Source organism: Malikia spinosa (assembly GCF_002980625.1).
Lineage (GTDB): Bacteria > Pseudomonadota > Gammaproteobacteria > Burkholderiales > Burkholderiaceae_C > Malikia > Malikia spinosa.
The window spans coordinates 1-18,539 of sequence record NZ_PVLR01000039.1 but is presented as its reverse complement, the minus strand read 5'-3'; the positions used below and the strand labels follow the sequence as shown (position 1 = coordinate 18,539).

Annotated in this window: 14 protein-coding genes and 1 tRNA gene; 5 read left to right on the top strand and 10 right to left on the bottom strand. The window is 67.1% G+C overall.

Translation table 11 applies throughout. The features are described from left to right. Positions 1 to 3 precede the first annotated feature (3 nt). Positions 4 to 387, top strand: coding sequence for a hypothetical protein (locus C6P61_RS13210; protein ID WP_146115054.1), 384 nt, complete (start codon positions 4 to 6; stop codon positions 385 to 387). Between the two features lie 52 nt (positions 388 to 439). Continuing rightward, the gene (locus C6P61_RS13205; RefSeq protein ID WP_105730394.1) at positions 440 to 2,284 is read left to right on the top strand and encodes a serine/threonine protein kinase; all 1,845 of its coding nucleotides are present in this window, start codon (positions 440 to 442) and stop codon (positions 2,282 to 2,284) included. Here the strand turns inward: C6P61_RS13205 and C6P61_RS13200 are convergent. The 5 genes from C6P61_RS13200 to tssE are packed head-to-tail and all read right to left on the bottom strand — an operon-like array spanning position 2,281 to position 8,411. Continuing rightward, complete coding sequence (locus tag C6P61_RS13200; RefSeq protein WP_105730393.1) at positions 2,281 to 2,820, bottom strand: DUF4123 domain-containing protein; 540 nt, start codon at positions 2,818 to 2,820, stop codon at positions 2,281 to 2,283. The genes C6P61_RS13205 and C6P61_RS13200 overlap by 4 nt on opposite strands. Positions 2,821 to 2,823: 3 nt before the next feature. Continuing rightward, complete coding sequence (locus tag C6P61_RS13195; RefSeq protein WP_105730392.1) at positions 2,824 to 4,890, bottom strand: type VI secretion system Vgr family protein; 2,067 nt, start codon at positions 4,888 to 4,890, stop codon at positions 2,824 to 2,826. Further along, entirely contained in the window at positions 4,880 to 6,019 is a 1,140-nt protein-coding gene (gene tssG, locus C6P61_RS13190; protein WP_105730391.1) for a type VI secretion system baseplate subunit TssG, read from the bottom strand. The genes C6P61_RS13195 and tssG overlap by 11 nt, the downstream gene beginning before the upstream one ends. Then, the gene (gene tssF / locus C6P61_RS13185; protein ID WP_105730390.1) at positions 5,995 to 7,857 is read right to left on the bottom strand and encodes a type VI secretion system baseplate subunit TssF; all 1,863 of its coding nucleotides are present in this window, start codon (positions 7,855 to 7,857) and stop codon (positions 5,995 to 5,997) included. Before tssF ends, tssG begins: the two co-directional genes overlap by 25 nt. Positions 7,858 to 7,868: 11 nt before the next feature. Further along, positions 7,869 to 8,411, bottom strand: coding sequence for a type VI secretion system baseplate subunit TssE (gene tssE, locus C6P61_RS13180; RefSeq protein WP_105730389.1), 543 nt, complete (start codon positions 8,409 to 8,411; stop codon positions 7,869 to 7,871). 277 nt (positions 8,412 to 8,688) lie between these two features. On the opposite strand from tssE, the gene mutS reads away from it, so the two are divergent. Both mutS and C6P61_RS13170 read left to right on the top strand, forming a co-directional pair. Then, the gene (gene mutS, locus C6P61_RS13175; RefSeq protein ID WP_244908927.1) at positions 8,689 to 11,382 is read left to right on the top strand and encodes a DNA mismatch repair protein MutS; all 2,694 of its coding nucleotides are present in this window, start codon (positions 8,689 to 8,691) and stop codon (positions 11,380 to 11,382) included. Then, positions 11,379 to 12,206 carry a proteasome-type protease gene (locus tag C6P61_RS13170; protein ID WP_105730388.1) on the top strand — a complete coding sequence of 276 codons (828 nt, stop codon included), beginning with the start codon at positions 11,379 to 11,381 and terminating at the stop codon, positions 12,204 to 12,206. Before mutS ends, C6P61_RS13170 begins: the two co-directional genes overlap by 4 nt. A gap of 58 nt (positions 12,207 to 12,264) precedes the next feature. Here the strand turns inward: C6P61_RS13170 and C6P61_RS13165 are convergent, their stop codons facing one another. From C6P61_RS13165 to C6P61_RS13155, 3 genes are all read right to left on the bottom strand, one after another. Further along, the gene (locus tag C6P61_RS13165) at positions 12,265 to 13,098 is read right to left on the bottom strand and encodes an undecaprenyl-diphosphate phosphatase (RefSeq protein WP_105730387.1); all 834 of its coding nucleotides are present in this window, start codon (positions 13,096 to 13,098) and stop codon (positions 12,265 to 12,267) included. Between the two features lie 86 nt (positions 13,099 to 13,184). Further along, entirely contained in the window at positions 13,185 to 13,553 is a 369-nt protein-coding gene (locus tag C6P61_RS18065) for a hypothetical protein (protein ID WP_211296979.1), read from the bottom strand. Between the two features lie 59 nt (positions 13,554 to 13,612). After that, entirely contained in the window at positions 13,613 to 14,683 is a 1,071-nt protein-coding gene (locus C6P61_RS13155) for an acyltransferase family protein (protein WP_244908925.1), read from the bottom strand. A 129-nt stretch (positions 14,684 to 14,812) separates the two neighbouring features. Here C6P61_RS13155 and C6P61_RS13150 point away from each other — a divergent pair, with 129 nt between their 5' ends. Beyond that, entirely contained in the window at positions 14,813 to 16,636 is a 1,824-nt protein-coding gene (locus C6P61_RS13150; protein ID WP_105730385.1) for a glutamine--tRNA ligase/YqeY domain fusion protein, read from the top strand. Between the two features lie 166 nt (positions 16,637 to 16,802). Here C6P61_RS13150 and C6P61_RS13145 read toward each other — a convergent pair whose 3' ends face one another. Further along, entirely contained in the window at positions 16,803 to 18,149 is a 1,347-nt protein-coding gene (locus C6P61_RS13145) for a TIGR03862 family flavoprotein (RefSeq protein ID WP_425319754.1), read from the bottom strand. 80 nt (positions 18,150 to 18,229) lie between these two features. Then, a tRNA-Gly gene (locus C6P61_RS13140) sits at positions 18,230 to 18,305 on the bottom strand. Between the last annotated feature and the right edge of the window lie 234 nt (positions 18,306 to 18,539).

Below are 18,539 nucleotides of genomic sequence, written 5' to 3'. Positions count from 1 at the left end.
ACCATGGTGCTCAGATTGATGCCGGTCCAGTACGAGGCGATCGGCCGCGCCAGCTACCTGCAGCGGCTCAGGGAACTGATACGCCAGCATTTCCCCAGGCAATCCGCGGAAATAGACGACGACAGGATGGACCAGCTGCTCTGGCAGCAGACCCTGCTGGCGCGCAGTTACGGACTGGAGGATGAGCGCTCGGCCGCCCGCTTCGCGCTGACCGCCTTTCTGCTCGGCGAGGGCTTCGACCGCAGCGTGCCGGCACTGGCGCAGATCCTGGACTCGGACCAGCTGTCGCCCAGCCGCAAGGCGCAGGCGCTGGCGGACTTCACGCTGTTGCTGTTCTCAATTCTTGAGCGCCAGCCAAGCACTGCGGACCAGGAGCCGGCACCATGAAGCAATCCGGCACCGCCAGACTCAACAGGCCCGGCAGGCACTGAGTACGCAAATGGCCACCCTCTCCAGCCCCAGCGGCATCGCCCGGGACGAGCAGACCATCGTGCTGGGGAGCGCAGCGGCCGCCAAGACCACTGACAGCCCGCACGATTTCCTGCCGAGCGGCACCCGGCTGCACGAATTCGAAATCACCGGACTGATCGGCGAAGGCGGTTTCGGCGTGGTCTATCAGGCCTACGACCACCTGCTGCAGCGCCGGGTCGCGCTGAAGGAATACCTGCCCGCCTCGCTGGCGGCGCGCGGCCAGCAGCAGTCGGTGGTGCTGCGTTCGCAGCGCCATGCCGACAGCTACGCCAAGGGGCTGGAGAGCTTCATCAACGAGGCCAGGCTGCTGGCGCGCTTCGACCACCCGGCCCTGGTCAAGGTGCACCGCTTCTGGCAGGCAAACGAGACTGCCTACCTCGTGATGCCGTATTACCAGGGCCCGACGCTCAAGGCCGCCATGCAAGCGCTGCCGACACCGCCCGACGAACCATGGATCAGAGGCCTGCTGGGGCCGCTGCTCGCTGCCCTGGAGCTGCTGCATCAACAGGACTGTCTGCATCGGGACATCGCGCCCGACAACATCCTGCTGCCTGGCGAGGGCGGGCCGGTGCTGCTCGACTTCGGTGCCGCGCGGCGCGTGATCGGCGACATGACGCAGGCGCTGACCATCATGCTCAAGCCGGGCTACGCGCCGATCGAACAATTCGCCGAGATGCCCGGCATCAGGCAAGGCCCCTGGACCGATCTCTACGCGCTCGGCGCCGTCCTGCACTGGATCATCACGGGACAGACGCCGCCGCCAGCGGTCGGTCGCATGCTGCGCGACCCCTATGAGGCACTGGCGACCCGGGCCGCCGGGCGCTATTCGGCAGCATTGCTCAACAGCATCGACCGCTGCCTGGCGCTCAAGGGCGAGGATAGGCCACAGTCGGTGGCGCAGCTGCGCGCGCTGCTGGGCCCGGCAGCATCGACCGAGACCCAGGCCCTGCCAGCGCCGACTGCAATACCAGCCCAGGAATCTGCATCTGCATCGGCGTCGAAGCCAGACTCAAGCAACCCGATCAGCCCTGACTGGCACCAGCGCAGCCGCTGGCGTATTGCAGCGCTGACCCTGGCAGCGGCCGCAGCAATAACCGCCAGCCTGCTGCTGGACGGACGGCCCGAGACCCGGGCACCACAGAACATGGCAAGCGCCAACCTCGAACCTCCACCCGCCACGACCACCCTGGCCTCGACTGTCGAGCCCATTGCGGCACCACTGGCCCCGCCTGCCGGTCCCATCGCTACCGTCGATCCTGCCGATCCCGTCCCCATGACGGCACCCAGCATCAGCCTGGAAGCCGCCTGGCAAGCGGTCCTCGCTGCGGCCTCGCCCGACTACGGACTGAGCGTCTCGGGGCTGAAGAACCCGCTGCAGGTCGGACGCGACAGCCTGAGCCTGGCGCTCGACAGCCGCCGCGACGGCTGGCTCTACCTGCTGCTGTGGGACCGGGCCAACGGGCAGGTCGGTCTGCTGTTGCCCAACGCGGTCGACCCGGCGCCGCAAATCAAGGCCGGCCAGCCGCTGCGCCTGCCCCGAACCGGCTGGCAGTACCAGGCCGATCTGCCAGCCGGCGACTGGGACATCCTGCTGCTGGTGTCGGAGTCGCGGCGCGATTTCCCTGATCTGGCCTTGAGCCGGGACGGCATCATGCTCGCAGCCCCGAGGGACAAGATCGAACAGGCGCTCGTGCGCTCCAGCGCCGGCAATCTGGCCCTGGCCGGCCAACCGGATTGCGCGCCCGGCGCCCCCTGCCCGGCCAGCTATGGTGCCCTGCGCCTGAGCGTGCGGGAAATCGAGGCTCCCCGCTAGCCAAAGCGGCTGCTCGCGAGTCGTCCACCCGCCAGTTCCAGCGCCAGCCCCTGGCCAGGCTCTGGCGCGTCGAACAGGAAACGGCGCAAGGGACCGAACAGGGCCTGCAACTGCGCAGGTGCCAGCTGCGGCGCCACCAGTCCGAGCACGCGCGGGTCATACCAGCGAAACAGCAGCGTCTCACCGGCAGGTCCATAGACCAAGCCGAACTGGCGCAATTGGCGCCGCAGCGCGGCCAGCTCCATCGCCTCGGGCGCCAGCAGATAGACCCCCCAATGGCTGCCCCAGCCCGAGAGCAACCAGTCGAGCAGCGGCCCCTGGCGCGGCAACTCGAGCAGATAAGGCGCCAGCTCGGCCACCCCTGGTTCGAGCTGGCCGGAGAACAGGCAGCTCCAGCGCGGGGCCGACGGGCCGGACAGGCCATCGAGCCGCGGCAACAGGCCGGCCACGCCCGCGCCGTCGAGCACGACCCAAGGCCTGCAGCCCGGCTCGGACCAGAGCCGTTGGGTCAGGGGATGTTCAGGCGTCGGTCCCATGGCTCAATCCGGACATTTCTCGACAAAGGCACTGGCGCTGTCGCGTGCCAGCCTTAGCGCCTGCGCCTGGCGGGACGAAGCGTTCAGCACAGCGGAGGGCGCCGGAGACGCCGCCACGGCAGCGTCCGGCGCGGCGACGGTCCTGGGCGGCAGCGGCGGCTCCGGGCTGGCGCCCGAGCCATTGCCCGGCGCGCCGCCGCCATGCAGGTTGACGCTGGGTCCGGCCAGGGTCACGCCGCCCGGGCCGATCTCGATGAAGCTGCTCCCGACCTTGAGCGTGAGCTGGGCACCCGCCTCGAGCACCAGCTTGATGCCGGCTTTCAGATGGATTTCCTGGCCGGCCTCGGCCGCCAGCCGCAGACCCACCTGGCCCTGCCAGTCCTGTGCGACGCTGAAGGAATGGCTGCCGCCGAGCGCGACATTCTGGTCGCCACTGACCCGCAGATGATGGTCGCCACCGCATTGCTCGCGCAGGTCCTGGCCGATGGTCAGGTGACTCTCGTTGCCGACCGACTCGACCCGGTCGCGGCGGGTCTGCAGCACCTGGTCGCGCTCGGCATGCAGGCGCAGCTCCTCGGCGCCGCGCCGGTCCTCGAAGCGGATCTCGTTGTAGTTCGAGCCATTGCCGCCCGGGGTCGAGCGCGACTTGATGCCGCTTTGCGTCATGTGCTGGGGCAGCGCGTAGGGTGGCAGCTGGTCGGCGTTGTAGACACTGCCAGTGATCAGCGGGCGGTCCGGATCACCTTCGAGAAACTCGACCACCACCTCCTGGCCCACGCGCGGAATCGCGACCATGCCCCAGTTCTGGCCGGCCCAGGAATGGGCAACCCGGATCCAGCAGGAACTGTCCTGGTCGCCGCGCCCGCGCCGGTCCCAGTGGAAGCGGACCTTGACGCGGCCGTAGCGGTCGGTATGGATCTCGTCACCCGCCGGCCCCGTGACGACGGCCGTCTGCGGCCCCTGGACCAGGGGTCTGGGGGTCAGCGCAGGCGGCCGGTACTCCTGCGCAGCAGGAATCGCCGACAGCTTCAGGCTCAGCCAGGCCTCGGCCCTCTCGCCCGGCTCAAGGCCCGCCTCCTGCAGCCGGTATTCGGCTGCCGTGACCAGGTAATCCTGGTTCTGGTCGGGCCTGGGATGCGACTGCAGGCGAAAGCGCGCGCCCGGAGTCAGGCCGGCGGCATTGCCTTGGCCTGAGAAGGTCTCTTGCTGCGCGCGCAGCGCCTCGGCCTGGATGCGCGCCAGCCGCTCGCCCTCGGCCCGCTCACGGTAGTCGCCGGGATAGTCGTAGCGCTCAAGTGCCCGCGCCTGCTCGTGATCAATCGGACTGGCCGCTTCGCCCTCGACCTGCAGATCGGCGCGTGGCTTCTCGAAATCATGATCGCGCAGCAGCTGGCGCGTGGACTGGATCTCGACCGAGCCGATCCAGCTCTGCAGGCCTTCGCGTTGCCAGCCCGGCTGCGGATCGGGCTCGAGAAAACCCACCTGCGCATAGCCCGGCACCGGCTGATGCGCCGTGGCACTGTCAGCCACCACCAGCTGGTGCCTGCCATCCTTGTGCACGAAGAAATAATGCATGCCCTCCTGCTCCAGCAGCCGGGCAATGAACTGGTAGTCGGTCTCGCGGTACTGGACGCAATAGGGTCGGGGCAGATAGCGGCCCGTCAGCTCGAAACGGAAGTCGGCGTAGGGATGGGCGGCGAACACCGCTTGCAGGATCTGCGGCGTGGTCTGGTCCTGGAAGATGCGGCAATCGCTGCAGCGGGTCAACATCCAGATCCAGGGCCGCAGGATGAGCTGATAGCGGTGCAGTCGGCCCTGGGGCGCGAGCAGGGAAAAGCCGGTCGCCAGGCCGTTGAACTCGCGCACGCCGCCCGGCGCCAGCTCGACCAGCACCGAGACCGGCTGGCCCAGCAAGTCGGACGCCGACAGGTCGCCGCGCCGCGACAGCAGCAGCAGCCGGTATTCGCCCTGGCAGGACAGGCCATCGGAGCCGTCGAGCCGCTCGAAGATCAAGGCGTCGCCCAAGGTGCTGGCGACACGGACCCGGCGGTCAAAGCGGTCACTGTCCATGCCATTCTCCTGCTGCTGGCGGGCCTCGGTGGCCAGCCTTGCCAGTCACCGTCAGGTCACTGGGACTGATGCAAGGCGGCGCTGCGAGCACCAGATCGCCTGCCGCCAGTGTGCTGCGACGCCGGCCCAGCCAGCTGCTGTAGCCCAGGCGCTGAGTGCCCCCGAGCGCCAGGCGCGGCACGCTGTCGGCGCGCAACAGCAAGCGCAGGTCCCAGTCGTACTCGAGCCCGACGTAGTTGCGCACCGCCGCCGCCAACAGCGCCAGGCCGCTGGCCTGTGGCAACAGATCGACATAGTCCGACAGCGACAACGGACCGAGCTGCAGCCTGAACTTGTGCTGGCGGTCCCAGATCCGGCGCCCGAGCACGGCATCCCGACCCAGCTGGCCGCGGCTGCCCAGGCGCAGGCCATCACGCTCGCGCAGGTCCATCCAGTGGCCGACAAAAGGCTCGACCGCCACCGGCAACCCCAGGCAATCGGACAACAGCCCGGCCAGGCCCTCGGCATTGCGCACCTGGCGGCTCAAGCCAGCCGCGTGGTGCAGCTTGGCGTGATCAGGCAGCGCGTCGCGCCCACGCAGGCTGTCCAGGCCCAGCCCACAGAGCGCGCCGACATAGCGCGCGAAGCGGTCCTGCTCGGGCCGGTCCAGGCTGACGCAGGGCTGGGCCTGGGCCCAGGCGCGGTAGAACAGGCTCAGGAAACGGTGGTGGATCAGGTCGGCAAAGCGCGTCAGGCTCGCGTCGCCCGCGTGCAGCATCCGGTTGCGCGCGTATTCGCTCAAGTGCAGCGGCAGCGGCCCGTTGGGGCCGAACAGCCCGAAAAAGCGCACGCTGATGCGCGGCGGCAAGGCGCCATAGCCCGGCACCAGCCGCGCCAGGCTGGCCGGGGCGAAATCCAGCGCCGGCTCCTGACCCAGACGTACCGGCTCGTCGGCCGGACGACGGGCCTGGCCCAGGCGCGGCAGGCCAGGATTCAGGCAGTCGAGCAGGCGCAGGGCCTGGAAATAGTTCCAGCGCCAGGGCGCAGCCGCGATCGACGCGAACAACGCCTGCAGGCGATCAGGTCGAACCGGATGGCGCTCATCGGGCGGCGTCGGGCAGGCGTTCACAGTATCGGCCGCGTTCCGCATCGGGGCCTCCAGCGCATGATCTCGCCGCGCGTGAGCGTGCGCAGCACCGTCTCGGTGAAGCTGTTGAGCGAAACATGGCGCGCGAAGAAGCGCTCGAGCACGCTGCCGAGCAGGAAGGCGCTGCCGCCCTCGAACGCCAGCTCGTCGAGCCCGAGCGTGATCTCGACCCCGCGCCCGAAGCACAACGGCCCGGGCATCGGCAGGCGCGCGACCACGGGCGCGCAAGACACCGAGCGCAGGCCTTCGACATGGCGGCGCAAGCCAGGGTCGGCCGAGCTGGCATGCAAACCCAGCAGCTCGCGCAGCGCGACTGCGCCCGGCTCGGGCCCGCTGTCGAGCAGCGACAGGTAGTTGAGCGAGAGCTGGCTGATCAATTTCCAGCCCTCGGCGCCCTGCGCCAGCGCGCCATAGGGTGCCGAAGGCCCCTTGACGCAGCGTATGCGCTCGACCGGCGCGGCGACCTCGAGCGCGAAATCGGTCGGCCCGTGGCCCAGCTTCATCAGCAGCGGCAGGTCGCGGTTGGTGCAGCGCGCGCGCAACGAGAGCTGGCGCAGCCCCTGCGCATAAGGCGCTTCGTTCGGATCGACCAGGGACAGGAAAACCTCGCTGCCGACATAGCCGGTCAGCCGCCGTCCGCGCCGGCGGCTCGCGCTCAGCAACCTGGGCTCGCGCCGCAGCGTGAAATAGGCCTCCGATGGAGGCTCGCTCAGGCGACTGGTCGAATAGAAGGGCAGGAAACGCTGTTCGGCTCGACCGATGCCGTGGCCCGTGACCTCGAGCAGGTCGTAGATCTCGTAGTCGAGGGGCCGGGTCCGGTCGGCCAGCAGATGGAATTCCGGCTCGCCCGGCTGCAGCTCGACCCGGTCCAACTGGCGCTCGAACAGATTGATCGCAGGCACGCAATGCAACAGGAAATGGCGCGCATCGACCTGGCCCTCTAGCTCGGGTGCGGCGCGGCCAAACAGCAGCAGCAACTCCAGCTCGCTGCCGGCCTGGCGGGCCAGCAGCGGCGCCAGGCCCTCGATCTCGAAGAACAGGTAGCGGGCCGGAAAGGAGAAATACTCCTGCAGCAGCCGATGGCCACTGAAACCGCGCGCCGTCACCGGCAGCAATGCCTCGTCGTCGTCGAAACCGACCAGCTTGATGCAACTGGCGGGCAGAGGCTGCCAGCCCTGCTCGCCGCGCACCAGCAGACCCAGAGTCGAGGCGCCGATCAGCTCATGCAACTGGTGCGCGACCTCCGGCGCTCCGCCCAGGAAGAAGCGCAGCTGATCAAGCTTGAGCGCCGACAGGCTCAAGCCAGCGCCCGTGTGCAGCTTGAGCCTGACCCCGCTCTGGCAACGCGCCGGCCAGGGCTGGCCGGCCAGCGCCAGCTCGGGCGCCGAACTGAAATGGCGCGCCTCGCGCAGCTCCAGCGGCCACAGCCGCAGATCGCAGCCAGTACGGAACTCGCAGGCCACCGCATCGGCGCTGGCGCCAGCCTGGCGCAGTGCCGACCCGCGCGGCAGCAGCTGACCGGCCGCCAGATTGGCATCGCCCGGCATCGGCTGGAATTGCGCGATCAGCATCGCCGGCGTTGGCGCCAGGTAATGCGGATAGAGCATGGCGAGCAACTGCTCGGTAAAGCGCGGGAATTCGGCATCGAGCCTGAGCTGGACCCGCGCCGCCAGGAAGGCCGTGCCCTCGAGCAGGCGCTCGACATAGGGGTCCTGCGCCGGCTCGCTGCCGTTCAGCCCGAGGCGGGCGGCAATCTTCGGGAACTCGGCGGCAAATTCGGCGCCGAGCTCGCGCAGATGGCCAAGCTCGCGGTTGTAGTGATAGAGCAGGCGGCGGTCCATGGGCCGGACTCCTAGGCCTTGAGCTCGGAGAGCGAGACCTGACCGGTCTCGAGGTCCCACTCGGTGCGCAGCAGCAGCTCCAAAGGCATGGGCTGGGCCCGGATCTGGCCGCTGATGCGCAGGCTGACCCGGTTGTGCCCGTCGAGCCCGTACTGCTGAAACAGGGCATCGGTATCGGCCTCGACTTCGAGCGTATCGGCCAGCAGACGGGGCTCGAAGCGCAGGATCGCCTCGCGGATCACGCGCTCAAGCGCCTGGAGATCGAGCGTGGAACTGGTCTGACCACCCAACGCCGGCAGCCCGTAGTTGAGCACCGAACGCCTGGCCTCGGGCCAGGCTTCGAGCGACTCAGCAGCGCCCGGCCGGGTGGCATTCATGAGCCAGCCGAGGTCCCTCAGCACCGCCGCGCGCAGGCGCGACTGGCTCGCCAGGCCGGACTCTGCAGGTTCGACCTGACAACCTGGCGCCTCGTCCGTCAGGCGGTCGAGCAGGCAAGGCAGCAGCCGATCAACAGCACCCACCCTCGACTCCCGGTTGGAATCATCTGCAGCCATGGCCTCCTCCCTCTCGTCCAGTACAGGACCAGCGTGCGAGAGAGACAGTTTTACCGCCGGCAAGCCTTGATGGTCAAGACAATTTGACCGCAATCAGTTGCGATCCAGTCGCAGCCAGGCTGGCCGGCCAGCGCATTGAAGGGATGCGCGCCGCCAGGCCGTCAAGGCCTGCGACAATTCAGCCCATGCCAAGGCAGCACGCCCGGCCTGCCGCAGGCAGGCTGCAGCGCCAGCCAGCGCGCGACTGCGCACCGCCCCGTCTCACGCCCAGCCATCGATGTCCAACGAAAAAGCACCGCCCCGGATCAACCCCGACCTCGAACAGCACACCCCCATGATGGCGCAATACCTGCGCCTGAAGGCCGACCACCCGAGCACCCTGCTGTTCTACCGCATGGGCGACTTCTACGAGCTGTTCTGGGACGATGCCGAGAAGGCCGCGCGCCTGCTCGAGATCACGCTGACGCGGCGCGGCCAGTCGGCCGGCGAGCCGGTCGTGATGGCGGGCATCCCCTTCCACTCGCTCGAAACCTACCTGGCGCGCCTGATCAAGCTCGGCGAATCGGTCGCGATCTGCGAACAGGTCGGCGACCCGGCCACCTCCAAGGGCCCGGTCGAGCGCAAGGTCGTGCGCGTGGTCACCCCCGGCACCCTGACCGACAGCGAACTGCTGAGCGACAAGAGCGAATCAGTGCTGCTGGCAGTGCATGCGGGCCCACGTGCGACCTGCGGCCTGGCCTGGCTCAGCGTGACCCAGGGCATCTTGCAGCTGGCGCAATGCCCGGCTGACGAATTGCGCGCCTGGATCGTGCGCATTGCCCCGAGCGAACTGCTGCACAGTGCGGACGTCACGCCCGCTTTCGAGCAGTCCCTGCAGGAACTGCAACGCCAATGGCCAGCGCTGGCACAGGCCGGCGCAGGCGCGCGCCTGAGCCTGGCGCTGCGCCCGGCCTGGGCCTTCGATCCCGCCCTGGGCGAGCGCAAGCTCTGCGCCCAGCTGCAAACAGCCAGCCTGGCCGCCTGGGGGGCGCAGGACCTGCCGCAGGCGCATGCCGCCGCCTCGGCACTGCTCGACTATGCCGAGCACACCCAGGGCCGGGCACTGGCCCATCTGTGCCAGCTGCGGGTGGCGCGACCGCAGGAGCTGATCGAACTGCCGGCCACCACCCGGCGCAACCTCGAGCTGACCCAGACCCTGCGCGGCGAGGCCGCGCCGACCCTGTTCTCGCTGCTCGACAGCTGCCAGACCGGCATGGGCAGCCGCCAGCTCAAGCGCTGGCTGCTCGAACCGCCACGCGACCGCGCGCCGGCGCGCCAGCGCTTGCAGGCCATCGGTACGCTGCGCGCCGGCCTGCAGGCGCCGCTGCGGCTGGCACTCAAGGGCGCCTCGGATGTCGAGCGCATCAGCGCGCGCATCGCGCTGCGCCAGGTGCGCCCGCGCGAGCTGGTCGGCCTGGTCCAGACGCTCGAGCGCGCCGCCAGCGTATCGGCAGGACTGCAGCAAGGGCTGCAGGATCAGACGGCGCAGCAGACCGAGGCCATCCCGGCCTCGCTGCTGAGCGAACTCGCGCGCGAGCTCGAACCACCCGCGGGCTGCGCGGCGCTGCTGCAAAGCGCCCTGCTGCCCGAGCCGGCAGCCCTGGTACGCGACGGCGGCGTGATCAACCACGGCTTCGATGCCGATCTGGACGAGCTGCGCGCGATCCAGAACAACTGCGACAGCTTCCTGCTGGCGCTGGAGGCACGCGAGCGCGAGCGCACCGGCATCAGCAACCTGCGCGTGCAGTACAACAAGGTGCATGGCTTCTACATCGAGGTGACCACCAGCGGCCTCGACCGGGTACCCGACGACTACCGTCGGCGCCAGACGCTCAAGAATGCCGAACGCTTCATCACGCCTGAACTGAAAAGCTTCGAGGACAAGGCGCTCAGCGCCCAGGAGCGCGCGCTGGCACGCGAGAAATGGCTCTACGAGGGCCTGCTCGACCAGTTGCAAGCTCATGTCCAGGCACTGGGGACGCTGGCGCGCGCGCTGGCCAGCCTCGACGCCCTGTGCGCGCTGGCCGAAAGGTCGCTCACACTCGAATGGTGCGAGCCTGAATTCGTTGCCCAGCCCTGCATCGAGATCCGCGCCGGCCGCCATCCGGTGGTCGAGGCCAGGATGGCTGAAACCGGCTCCGGCAACTTCATCCCGAACGACACGGTGCTGGGTCAGAAAGCGCGCCTGCAGGTCATCACCGGCCCCAACATGGGCGGCAAATCGACCTATATGCGCCAGGTCGCGGTGATCGCCCTGCTCGCGAGCATGGGCAGCTATGTGCCGGCGCAAAGCTGCCGGCTCGGACCGCTCGACGCCATCCACACCCGCATCGGCGCGGCCGACGACCTGGCCAACGCCCAGTCGACCTTCATGCTCGAGATGACCGAGGCGGCACAGATCTTGCACTCGGCATCGCCACACAGCCTGGTGCTGATGGACGAAATCGGGCGCGGCACTTCGACCTTCGACGGCCTCGCGCTGGCCTCGGCCATCGCCTCCCATCTGCACGACAAAGTCAAGGCCTTCACCCTGTTCGCGACCCATTACTTCGAGCTGACCGAGTTCCCGGCCTCGCACCGCCATGCGCTCAATGTGCATGTCAGCGCAGCCGAGAGCCAGGGGCGCGACATCGTCTTCCTGCACCAGATCGAGCCCGGGCCGGCCAGCCGCAGCTACGGTGTGCAGGTCGCCAGGCTGGCAGGAGTGCCAGCGGCGGTGGTGCAACAGGCGCGCCACGCGCTCGAGGCACTCGAGGCGCACAGCGCCAGCGCTCAGGCCCAGGTCGACCTGTTCGCCCCGCCGCCAGCGGCCGCGACCCCCGAACCCAGCCGGGTCGAACTCGCGCTGGCAGCCGTGGACCCCGATGTGCTGAGCCCGCGCGAGGCGCTCGAACAACTCTATTTGCTCAAGAAACTACTGATCCAAGCATGACTTACTGCGTCGCCGTCAAACTCAACGCCGGACTGGTCTTCCTGTCCGACTCCCGCACCAACGCCGGTCTGGACCAGATCAGCACCTTCCGCAAGATGATCGTCTACGAGAAGCCGGGCAACCGCTTCATGTGCCTGCTGTCGGCCGGCAACCTGAGCATCTCGCAGTCGATCCGCGAGATCCTGCAGTCCGAGCACCTGAAGGACCCCGACAGCGACGAGGCCATCACGATCTGGAACGCCAAGAGCATGTTCGATGCGGCGCGCGTGCTGGGCCAGGCCGTGCGCCATGTACACGCCCGCGACGGCGAGGCGCTGCGCCGGGCCGGGGTCGACTTCAACGTCAGCATGATCTTCGGCGGCCAGATCGCTGGCGAAGCCATGCGACTGTTCCAGGTCTACTCGGCCGGCAACTTCATCGAGGCCACGCCCGAGACGCCCTTCTTCCAGGTCGGTGAATCGAAGTATGGCAAACCGGTGCTTGACCGCGTGATCACGCCAACCACACCGCTCGACGAGGCGGCCAAATGCGCGCTGGTCTCGATGGATTCGACGCTCAAGTCCAACCTCTCGGTCGGCCTGCCGCTGGACCTGGCGGTCTACGAGGTGGACCGGCTCGAGAGCGACAAGATCGTCTGCATCGACGAGAACAACCCCTATTTCCGCATGGTGCGCACCACCTGGGGCGAGAAGCTGCGCGAGGTCTTCGATGCGATCGAGCATCCGGCCTGGGATGGTCACGCGACCGAGGTGCCGCTGCTGCAGCCGAGCAAGCGCAACCAGCCACTCAGGAAGATCGCCAACGCTGGCGAGCGCCTGATCTGAGGGCGGCAGGCCTTGCGGCGGGTCTGGCCGCCGCAAGGCCTAAATGAACACAGAGAGCTCAGTCGGCCCAGACCACCCAGCCCTGCTGGGCCGTCAACAGGATCAGCAGACCGAAGGCAATCCGGTACCAGGCAAAACCCGTGAAGCTGTGGCTGGCGACGAAGCGCAGCAGCCAGCGGATGCAGAGCCAGGCGCTGATGAAGGCAAACAGCAGACCGACAGCGAACTGGGGCAGATCAGCCAGGCTCAGCAGACCGCGCTCCTTGTACAGGCTGTAGGCACCGGCACCGATCAGGGTCGGAATCGCGAGGTAGAAGGAAAACTCGGTCGCGACCTGGCGCGACAGACCCATGAACATGCCACCGATGATGGTCGCGCCGCTGCGACTGGTGCCTGGCACCAGAGCCAGACATTGCACCAGGCCGACCTTGAGGGCATCGAGACCGGTCATCTGGTCGACCGACAGGATGCGCGGTGCGGTCTCGCTGCGTGCCTGACGGCGCTCGGCCCAAAGAATGATCAGTCCGCCGATGATGAAGGTCGACGCCACCACCGAGGGCGTGAACAGGTTGGCCTTGATCGCCTTGCCAAACAGCAGGCCCAGCACGACAGCCGGCAAGAAGGCAACCGCCACATTGGCCGCAAAGCGCTGGGCCTTGGCCTGGGAAGGCAGCTGCACCACGGTATCGCGTAGACGCTGCCAATAGACCAGGATCACGGCAAAGATGGCACCGGTCTGGATCGCGATGTCGAACACCTTGCCCTTGTCGTCATGCATGTCGAGCAAGGTACCGGCCAGGATCAAATGGCCGGTGGACGAGATCGGCAGGAACTCGGTCAGGCCCTCGACAATGCCCATCAGGGCGGCCTTCAGCAGCAGTAAAGTATCCATCAGACTGGTAGATTGGTTAAAGCCCACCAGTGTAAACCCGCATCGTGACCCGGCAATCTCAGCTCTGCCCGCATGGCTGGCAAAGCTCAGTAGCGTCCATGGCCATGACGGCCGCCATCCTCCCAGCGGTCATGCTCATGCTGCCAGTGGCGCTTGTGATGCTTGCGCTTGTAATGCCCGGGCGGCGCCCAGGCCGAGCCATAGACCGGCGGCGCCATGACCCGCGGCGCCGGATAGACCACCACCGGAGCCGGTGCGACATACATCGGCGCGGCATTGCTGGCCCCGATCACCACGCCGGGGCTATGCATGCCGAGCGACCAGTACACATTCCCCGCCTGTGCCCCGGCAGCACCCAGGGCCAGCCCCAGGCCCAGCACCAGACCCGAGCACCTGGACCAGAGGGTCCGGGGGCTGCGCTGCTCCAGCTGCGCGCCAGTTTCGACTTGCTTCATGTTCCACTCCTTGTGCGCGTACTCACGCGCCTGGAGAGGATTAAAGCGTCAAAGCCCGCTTACAAGCTGCCACGACTTGTGACAGATGTATCAGCGGGTAACCGGGGGCTGCTGCCCCAGCGGCCTAGGGGCTGCTCGACCAGGTGAAAGAAGACCGCTCCAGCCAGATTGCAAGCGACCCAGGCCAGCAACACGCCAACCGTCTGCGCCCAGGGCTCGGCCGGGGCAAAGCGGGTAAAGAGCGCATTGACCACCAAGGCCACCGGAAAATTGAGCAGGAAGACCGAATACGAAATCTGGCCGAAATAGGCCCAGACGCGCCCCTGCGGCCAGCGCTGCAGCCACTGCCCCTGCTGGGCCGCGCCGAGCAGTAGCGCCACCATCAATGCCAGCGCGATCCGCTCGCGGAACTCGAGCGCCAACGCTCCCAGCACCAGCAAGGCCAGCAGCAGCAGCCAGCCCAGGCCCTTGAGACCGTGGTGCGGCTGGGTCGCCCAGTAAGTCAGCGCCCCGAGCCCATAGGAGCCCAGGAAATAGAGCGCCCAGATGTCCCAGTCCGAATCGAGGTTGAAGCCATAGAGCGACAGGATCACCCCCAGCAGCAGCAGCGTGGCGCTCAAGGCCAGCCGACCGTTGAGCGCGCGCGCCAGCCAGAGCAATCCGAGCAGCAAGGCAAACAGCTGGAAGTCGATCGCCACATACCAGACGCCGGCCGAGATCGAATCGACGCCAAGCAGGCTGTGCAGCAGCAGCGCGTGAGCCAGGAACTGCCCCAGCTCGGCCGGCTCCGGCAGCGAGTCATGGTTCATCCAGTAGCGCGCCAACTCGGTGCACAGCAGGCTGAGCAGCAAGGCCGCCAGATAGGGCGCAGCCGTGCGCAGGTAACGCTTCCTGAGCAGCAGCAGCGGCTGGGGCGTCACAAGCACACCTTGCGGCGCCAGGCTGCGCGCCGCCAGGAAGCCGCCTACAACCAGGAAAATCTGCACCGCCATGCGGGCGTCCTGGCTCAGCCAGTCGATCAGGTCCGGTAGCATGCGCTGGGTCCAGTCCGACATCGGCCCGTAGAACGCGAGGTGATGCAACACGATGAACTGCGAGCCGATCGCCTTCAAGGCATCGATCAGGGCCATCCGCCCCACGCTTGAAACCCCTGTGATCGACATCGGCGCGACTCCCGACCGACCCCCCACGACAGGCAGCCGGCACTATTAATCAGAAAAACCCGCAATGGTAAACCCGTCCCCTCTAAAATCCAAGTCATGAGTTCCGCGCCCCACACCCCCGCAGCGCCCGAAGAAGGCGCCACCAAGTCCAGCAACTTCCTGCGCCAGATCATCGAGCATGACCTGGCCAAGGGCACCTACGCCAGCCGGCGCTGGGCCGGCAGCCCTGGCGATGCGACCCATCACGCCAGCGCGCCGCACGATCCGGCCAGGATTCGCACGCGTTTTCCGCCCGAACCCAACGGCTACCTGCACATCGGTCACGCCAAGAGCATCTGCCTGAACTTCGGCCTGGCGCGCGACTATGGCGGTGTCTGTCACCTGCGTTTCGACGACACCAACCCCGAGAAGGAAGACACCGAGTACGTCGACAGCATCATCGATGCGGTCAAGTGGCTGGGCTTCGACTGGGCCCAACTCGGCCAGGCCCCTGGCAGCGCTGCCCCCTACCAGGCCAGCGACTACTTCGACTTCATGTACCGCGCCGCCGAGGCCCTGATCGAGCGCGGCCAAGCCTATGTCGACGAGCAAAGCCCGGAGGAGATGCGCGCCAACCGCGGCGACTTCTCCAAGCCCGGCATCGACAGCCCCTACCGCAGCCGCACCCCGGCCGAGAACCTGGCCCGCTTCCGCGAGATGCGTGATGGCAAGCTGGCGGACGGCGCCGCCGTGCTGCGCGCCCGTATCGCCATGGATTCGCCCAACATCAACCTGCGTGACCCCGCGATCTACCGCATCCGCCGCGCCACCCACCACAACACCGGCGACAAATGGTGCATCTACCCGATGTACACCTTCGCACACCCGATCGAGGACGCGCTCGAGCAGATCACGCACAGCATCTGCACGCTCGAGTTCGAGGACCAGCGCCCCTTCTACGACTGGCTGCTGGAACGCCTGATCGAGGCCGGCCTGCTGGCCGCGCCGGCACCGCACCAGTACGAATTCGCGCGCCTGAACCTCACCTATGTCATCACCAGCAAGCGCAAGCTGGCCCAGCTGGTCAACGAAGGCAAGGTCAGCGGCTGGGACGACCCGCGCATGCCCACCATCGTCGGCCTGCGCCGCCGCGGCTACACGCCGGCCGCGCTGCAACTGTTCGCCGAGCGCATCGGCGTCACCAAGAGCGACAGCTGGATCGACTACTCCACGCTCGAAGGCTGCCTGCGCGAGGATCTCGAGTCGCAGGCGCATCGCGGCATGGCCGTGCTCGACCCGGTCAAGCTGGTGCTGACGAACTGGGACGAGGTCATGGGTGCCAGCCATCTGGAGCCCTGCAGCCTGCCGGCCCTGCCCCATGTGCCCGAAGGCCAACCCGAACCGGCAGCACGCCAGTTCACGATCGGCAAGGAAGTCTGGATCGAGCGCGAGGACTTCGAGGAAGTGCCACCGAAGGGCTACAAGCGGCTGTTCCCGGGCAACAAGGTGCGCCTCAAAGGCGGCTACGTGATCGAGTGCACCGGCTGCGAGCGAGACGCCACCGGCCGCGTCACCGCCGTACTGGCCCTGCTGGTGCCCGATACCAAGAGCGGCACCCCGGGGGCTGACAGCGTCAAGGTCAAGGCCGCCATCACCTGGGTCGGCGTGGCCGATGGGGTGGCCGCCGAGATCCGCCTCTACGACCGCCTGTTCAGCGATGCCCATCCGGATGCCGGCGGCAAGGACTTCCTCAGCAGCCTGAACCCGGACAGCCTCAAGGTCGTGACCGGCTATGTCGAGCCCTCGCTGGCCCATGCCGAACCCGACCAGAAGTTCCAGTTCGAACGCCACGGCTACTTTGTCGCCGACCACCAGGATCACGTCAAGGGCCAACCGGTATTCAACCGCGCCGTCGGCCTGAAAGACAGCTGGGGCAAGTAAACCGGAAAGGGCATCGGAGTTCAGCTCCGGTGCCCGTTTCTGCCAGTCGGCATGAGCTGGGACCGCGAACAGCGTCAGGAGATAGGCCGGCGAGCAGGTGACGATCAGCAGCGGCGCCCAGCCTGGTATTGACCAAGCCTGGATCTCCGCGAGCAGCCTGCCAAGCCTATCGGTCCGACGCTACAGTAGCGCGAACACCGGCCTGCCGCAAGTAGTCCTGCACGCCCTCGCCTGCGACCTTGCCACTCGCTAGGCAGGCCGTCAGCAGATAGCCACCAGTGGGCGCCTCCCAGTCCAGCATCTCACCGGCGCAGAACAGGCCGGGGCTGTCCTGCAGCATCAGCTGCGGCGTCAAGGACTCGAGCGCCACCCCACCGGCACTGCTGATCGCCTCATCGAGCGGACGTGGAGCCACCAGGGTCAGCGGCAAGGACTTGATTGCGGCGGCCAGTCGGACTGGATCGTTGAGCTGCTCGCGTTCCAGCAACTCATGCAGCAGGGCAATCGCGGCCGGTGACAGACCGAGCCAGGCGCGCAGACAGTTGGTTAGGCTTTTGCCGCCGCGCGGACGCGCCAGCAAGGTCTGGACCTTCTCCGGCGCCAGGTCGGGACGCAGGTCCAGCAGCAAGCTGGCGCTGCCACTGCGAGCGATCTCGTCGCGCAGCAGCGCCGATGCCGCATAGACCAGGCTACCCTCGATGCCGCTGGCCGACAGCACGAACTCACCCTTGCGACTGAATTCCTGCCCCAGGCTGTCGCTGCAGCGCAAGGCCACGTTCTTCAATGGCTGACCGGCGTGACGCTGCGAGAAATAGTCACTCCAGCCTGGACGACCTTTGACCGCGACCTCGAAGCCGCAGTTGGCCGGCTGCAAAGGCAGGACCGAAGCGCCCAGCGTCTGCAGGGAGGCCGTCCAGGCCCCGTCAGAGCCCAGTCGGGCCCAACTGCCGCCCCCGAGCGCAAACAGCACAGCCCTGGCCTTGACCCATTGCAGCCCAGCGGCTGACTCAAAAGCCAACAGCCATTGCTCACCGCTGCGCAGACAGGCCCCAGTCCAGCGCTGCCGCATGTGAAACGTGACGGCAACACCCGTAGCAGGATGACGCAGGCGCAGCAACCAGGCACGCAACAGGGGTGCTGCCTTCATGTCGGTCGGAAAGACCCGCTGCGAAGAGCCAACAAAAGTCTCTATGCCCAGGCCGCTGGCCCAGTCACGAATGTCCTGCGGTCGCAGACGCTCAAGCCAGAAACGACATTGCACCGCCCTGGCACCATAGCGGCTGACAAAACTGTCGAACGGCTCGGCATGGGTCAGGTTGAGGCCGCCAATGCCGGCCAGCAGGAACTTGCGCCCCAGCGTGGGCATCGCATCGAAAAGATGAACGGCATGGCCGGCGGCGGACAGCAGTTCAGCCGCCATCAGCCCGGCAGGACCGCCACCGACGATGGCCACTTCAGCCTCAAGCGCGGGCATTGGCAACGAGTCAGCGGAGTCTGGAGTGAGGAGCGGCATAGACTGCATGAGAGGCGTGGCAGACAGGATCTTGACGCACAAATGAAAACGCCCCGACTGATCGGGGCGTTTTCAAAAACTGGAGCGGGATAAGAGACTCGAACTCTCGACCTATACCTTGGCAAGGTATCGCTCTACCAACTGAGCTAATCCCGCATGAATTTCTTGGAGAAGATATCTCAAGAAGTGAATAATTTTACACTATCCAAGCATGCATCATGCAAGCCATATGAAAACACCGAGCCAAAATATTGCATTGCCGAGTCACATACAGCAGGGCGAACTAGGTGGGTTCAAGCAGCTCCAACTAGTCAGTTAGCAATAACAAAACCCCGAATCTGTTTAGTTATAAACAGAGTTCGGGGTTTTAGCATAAGAGCCTGACGATGA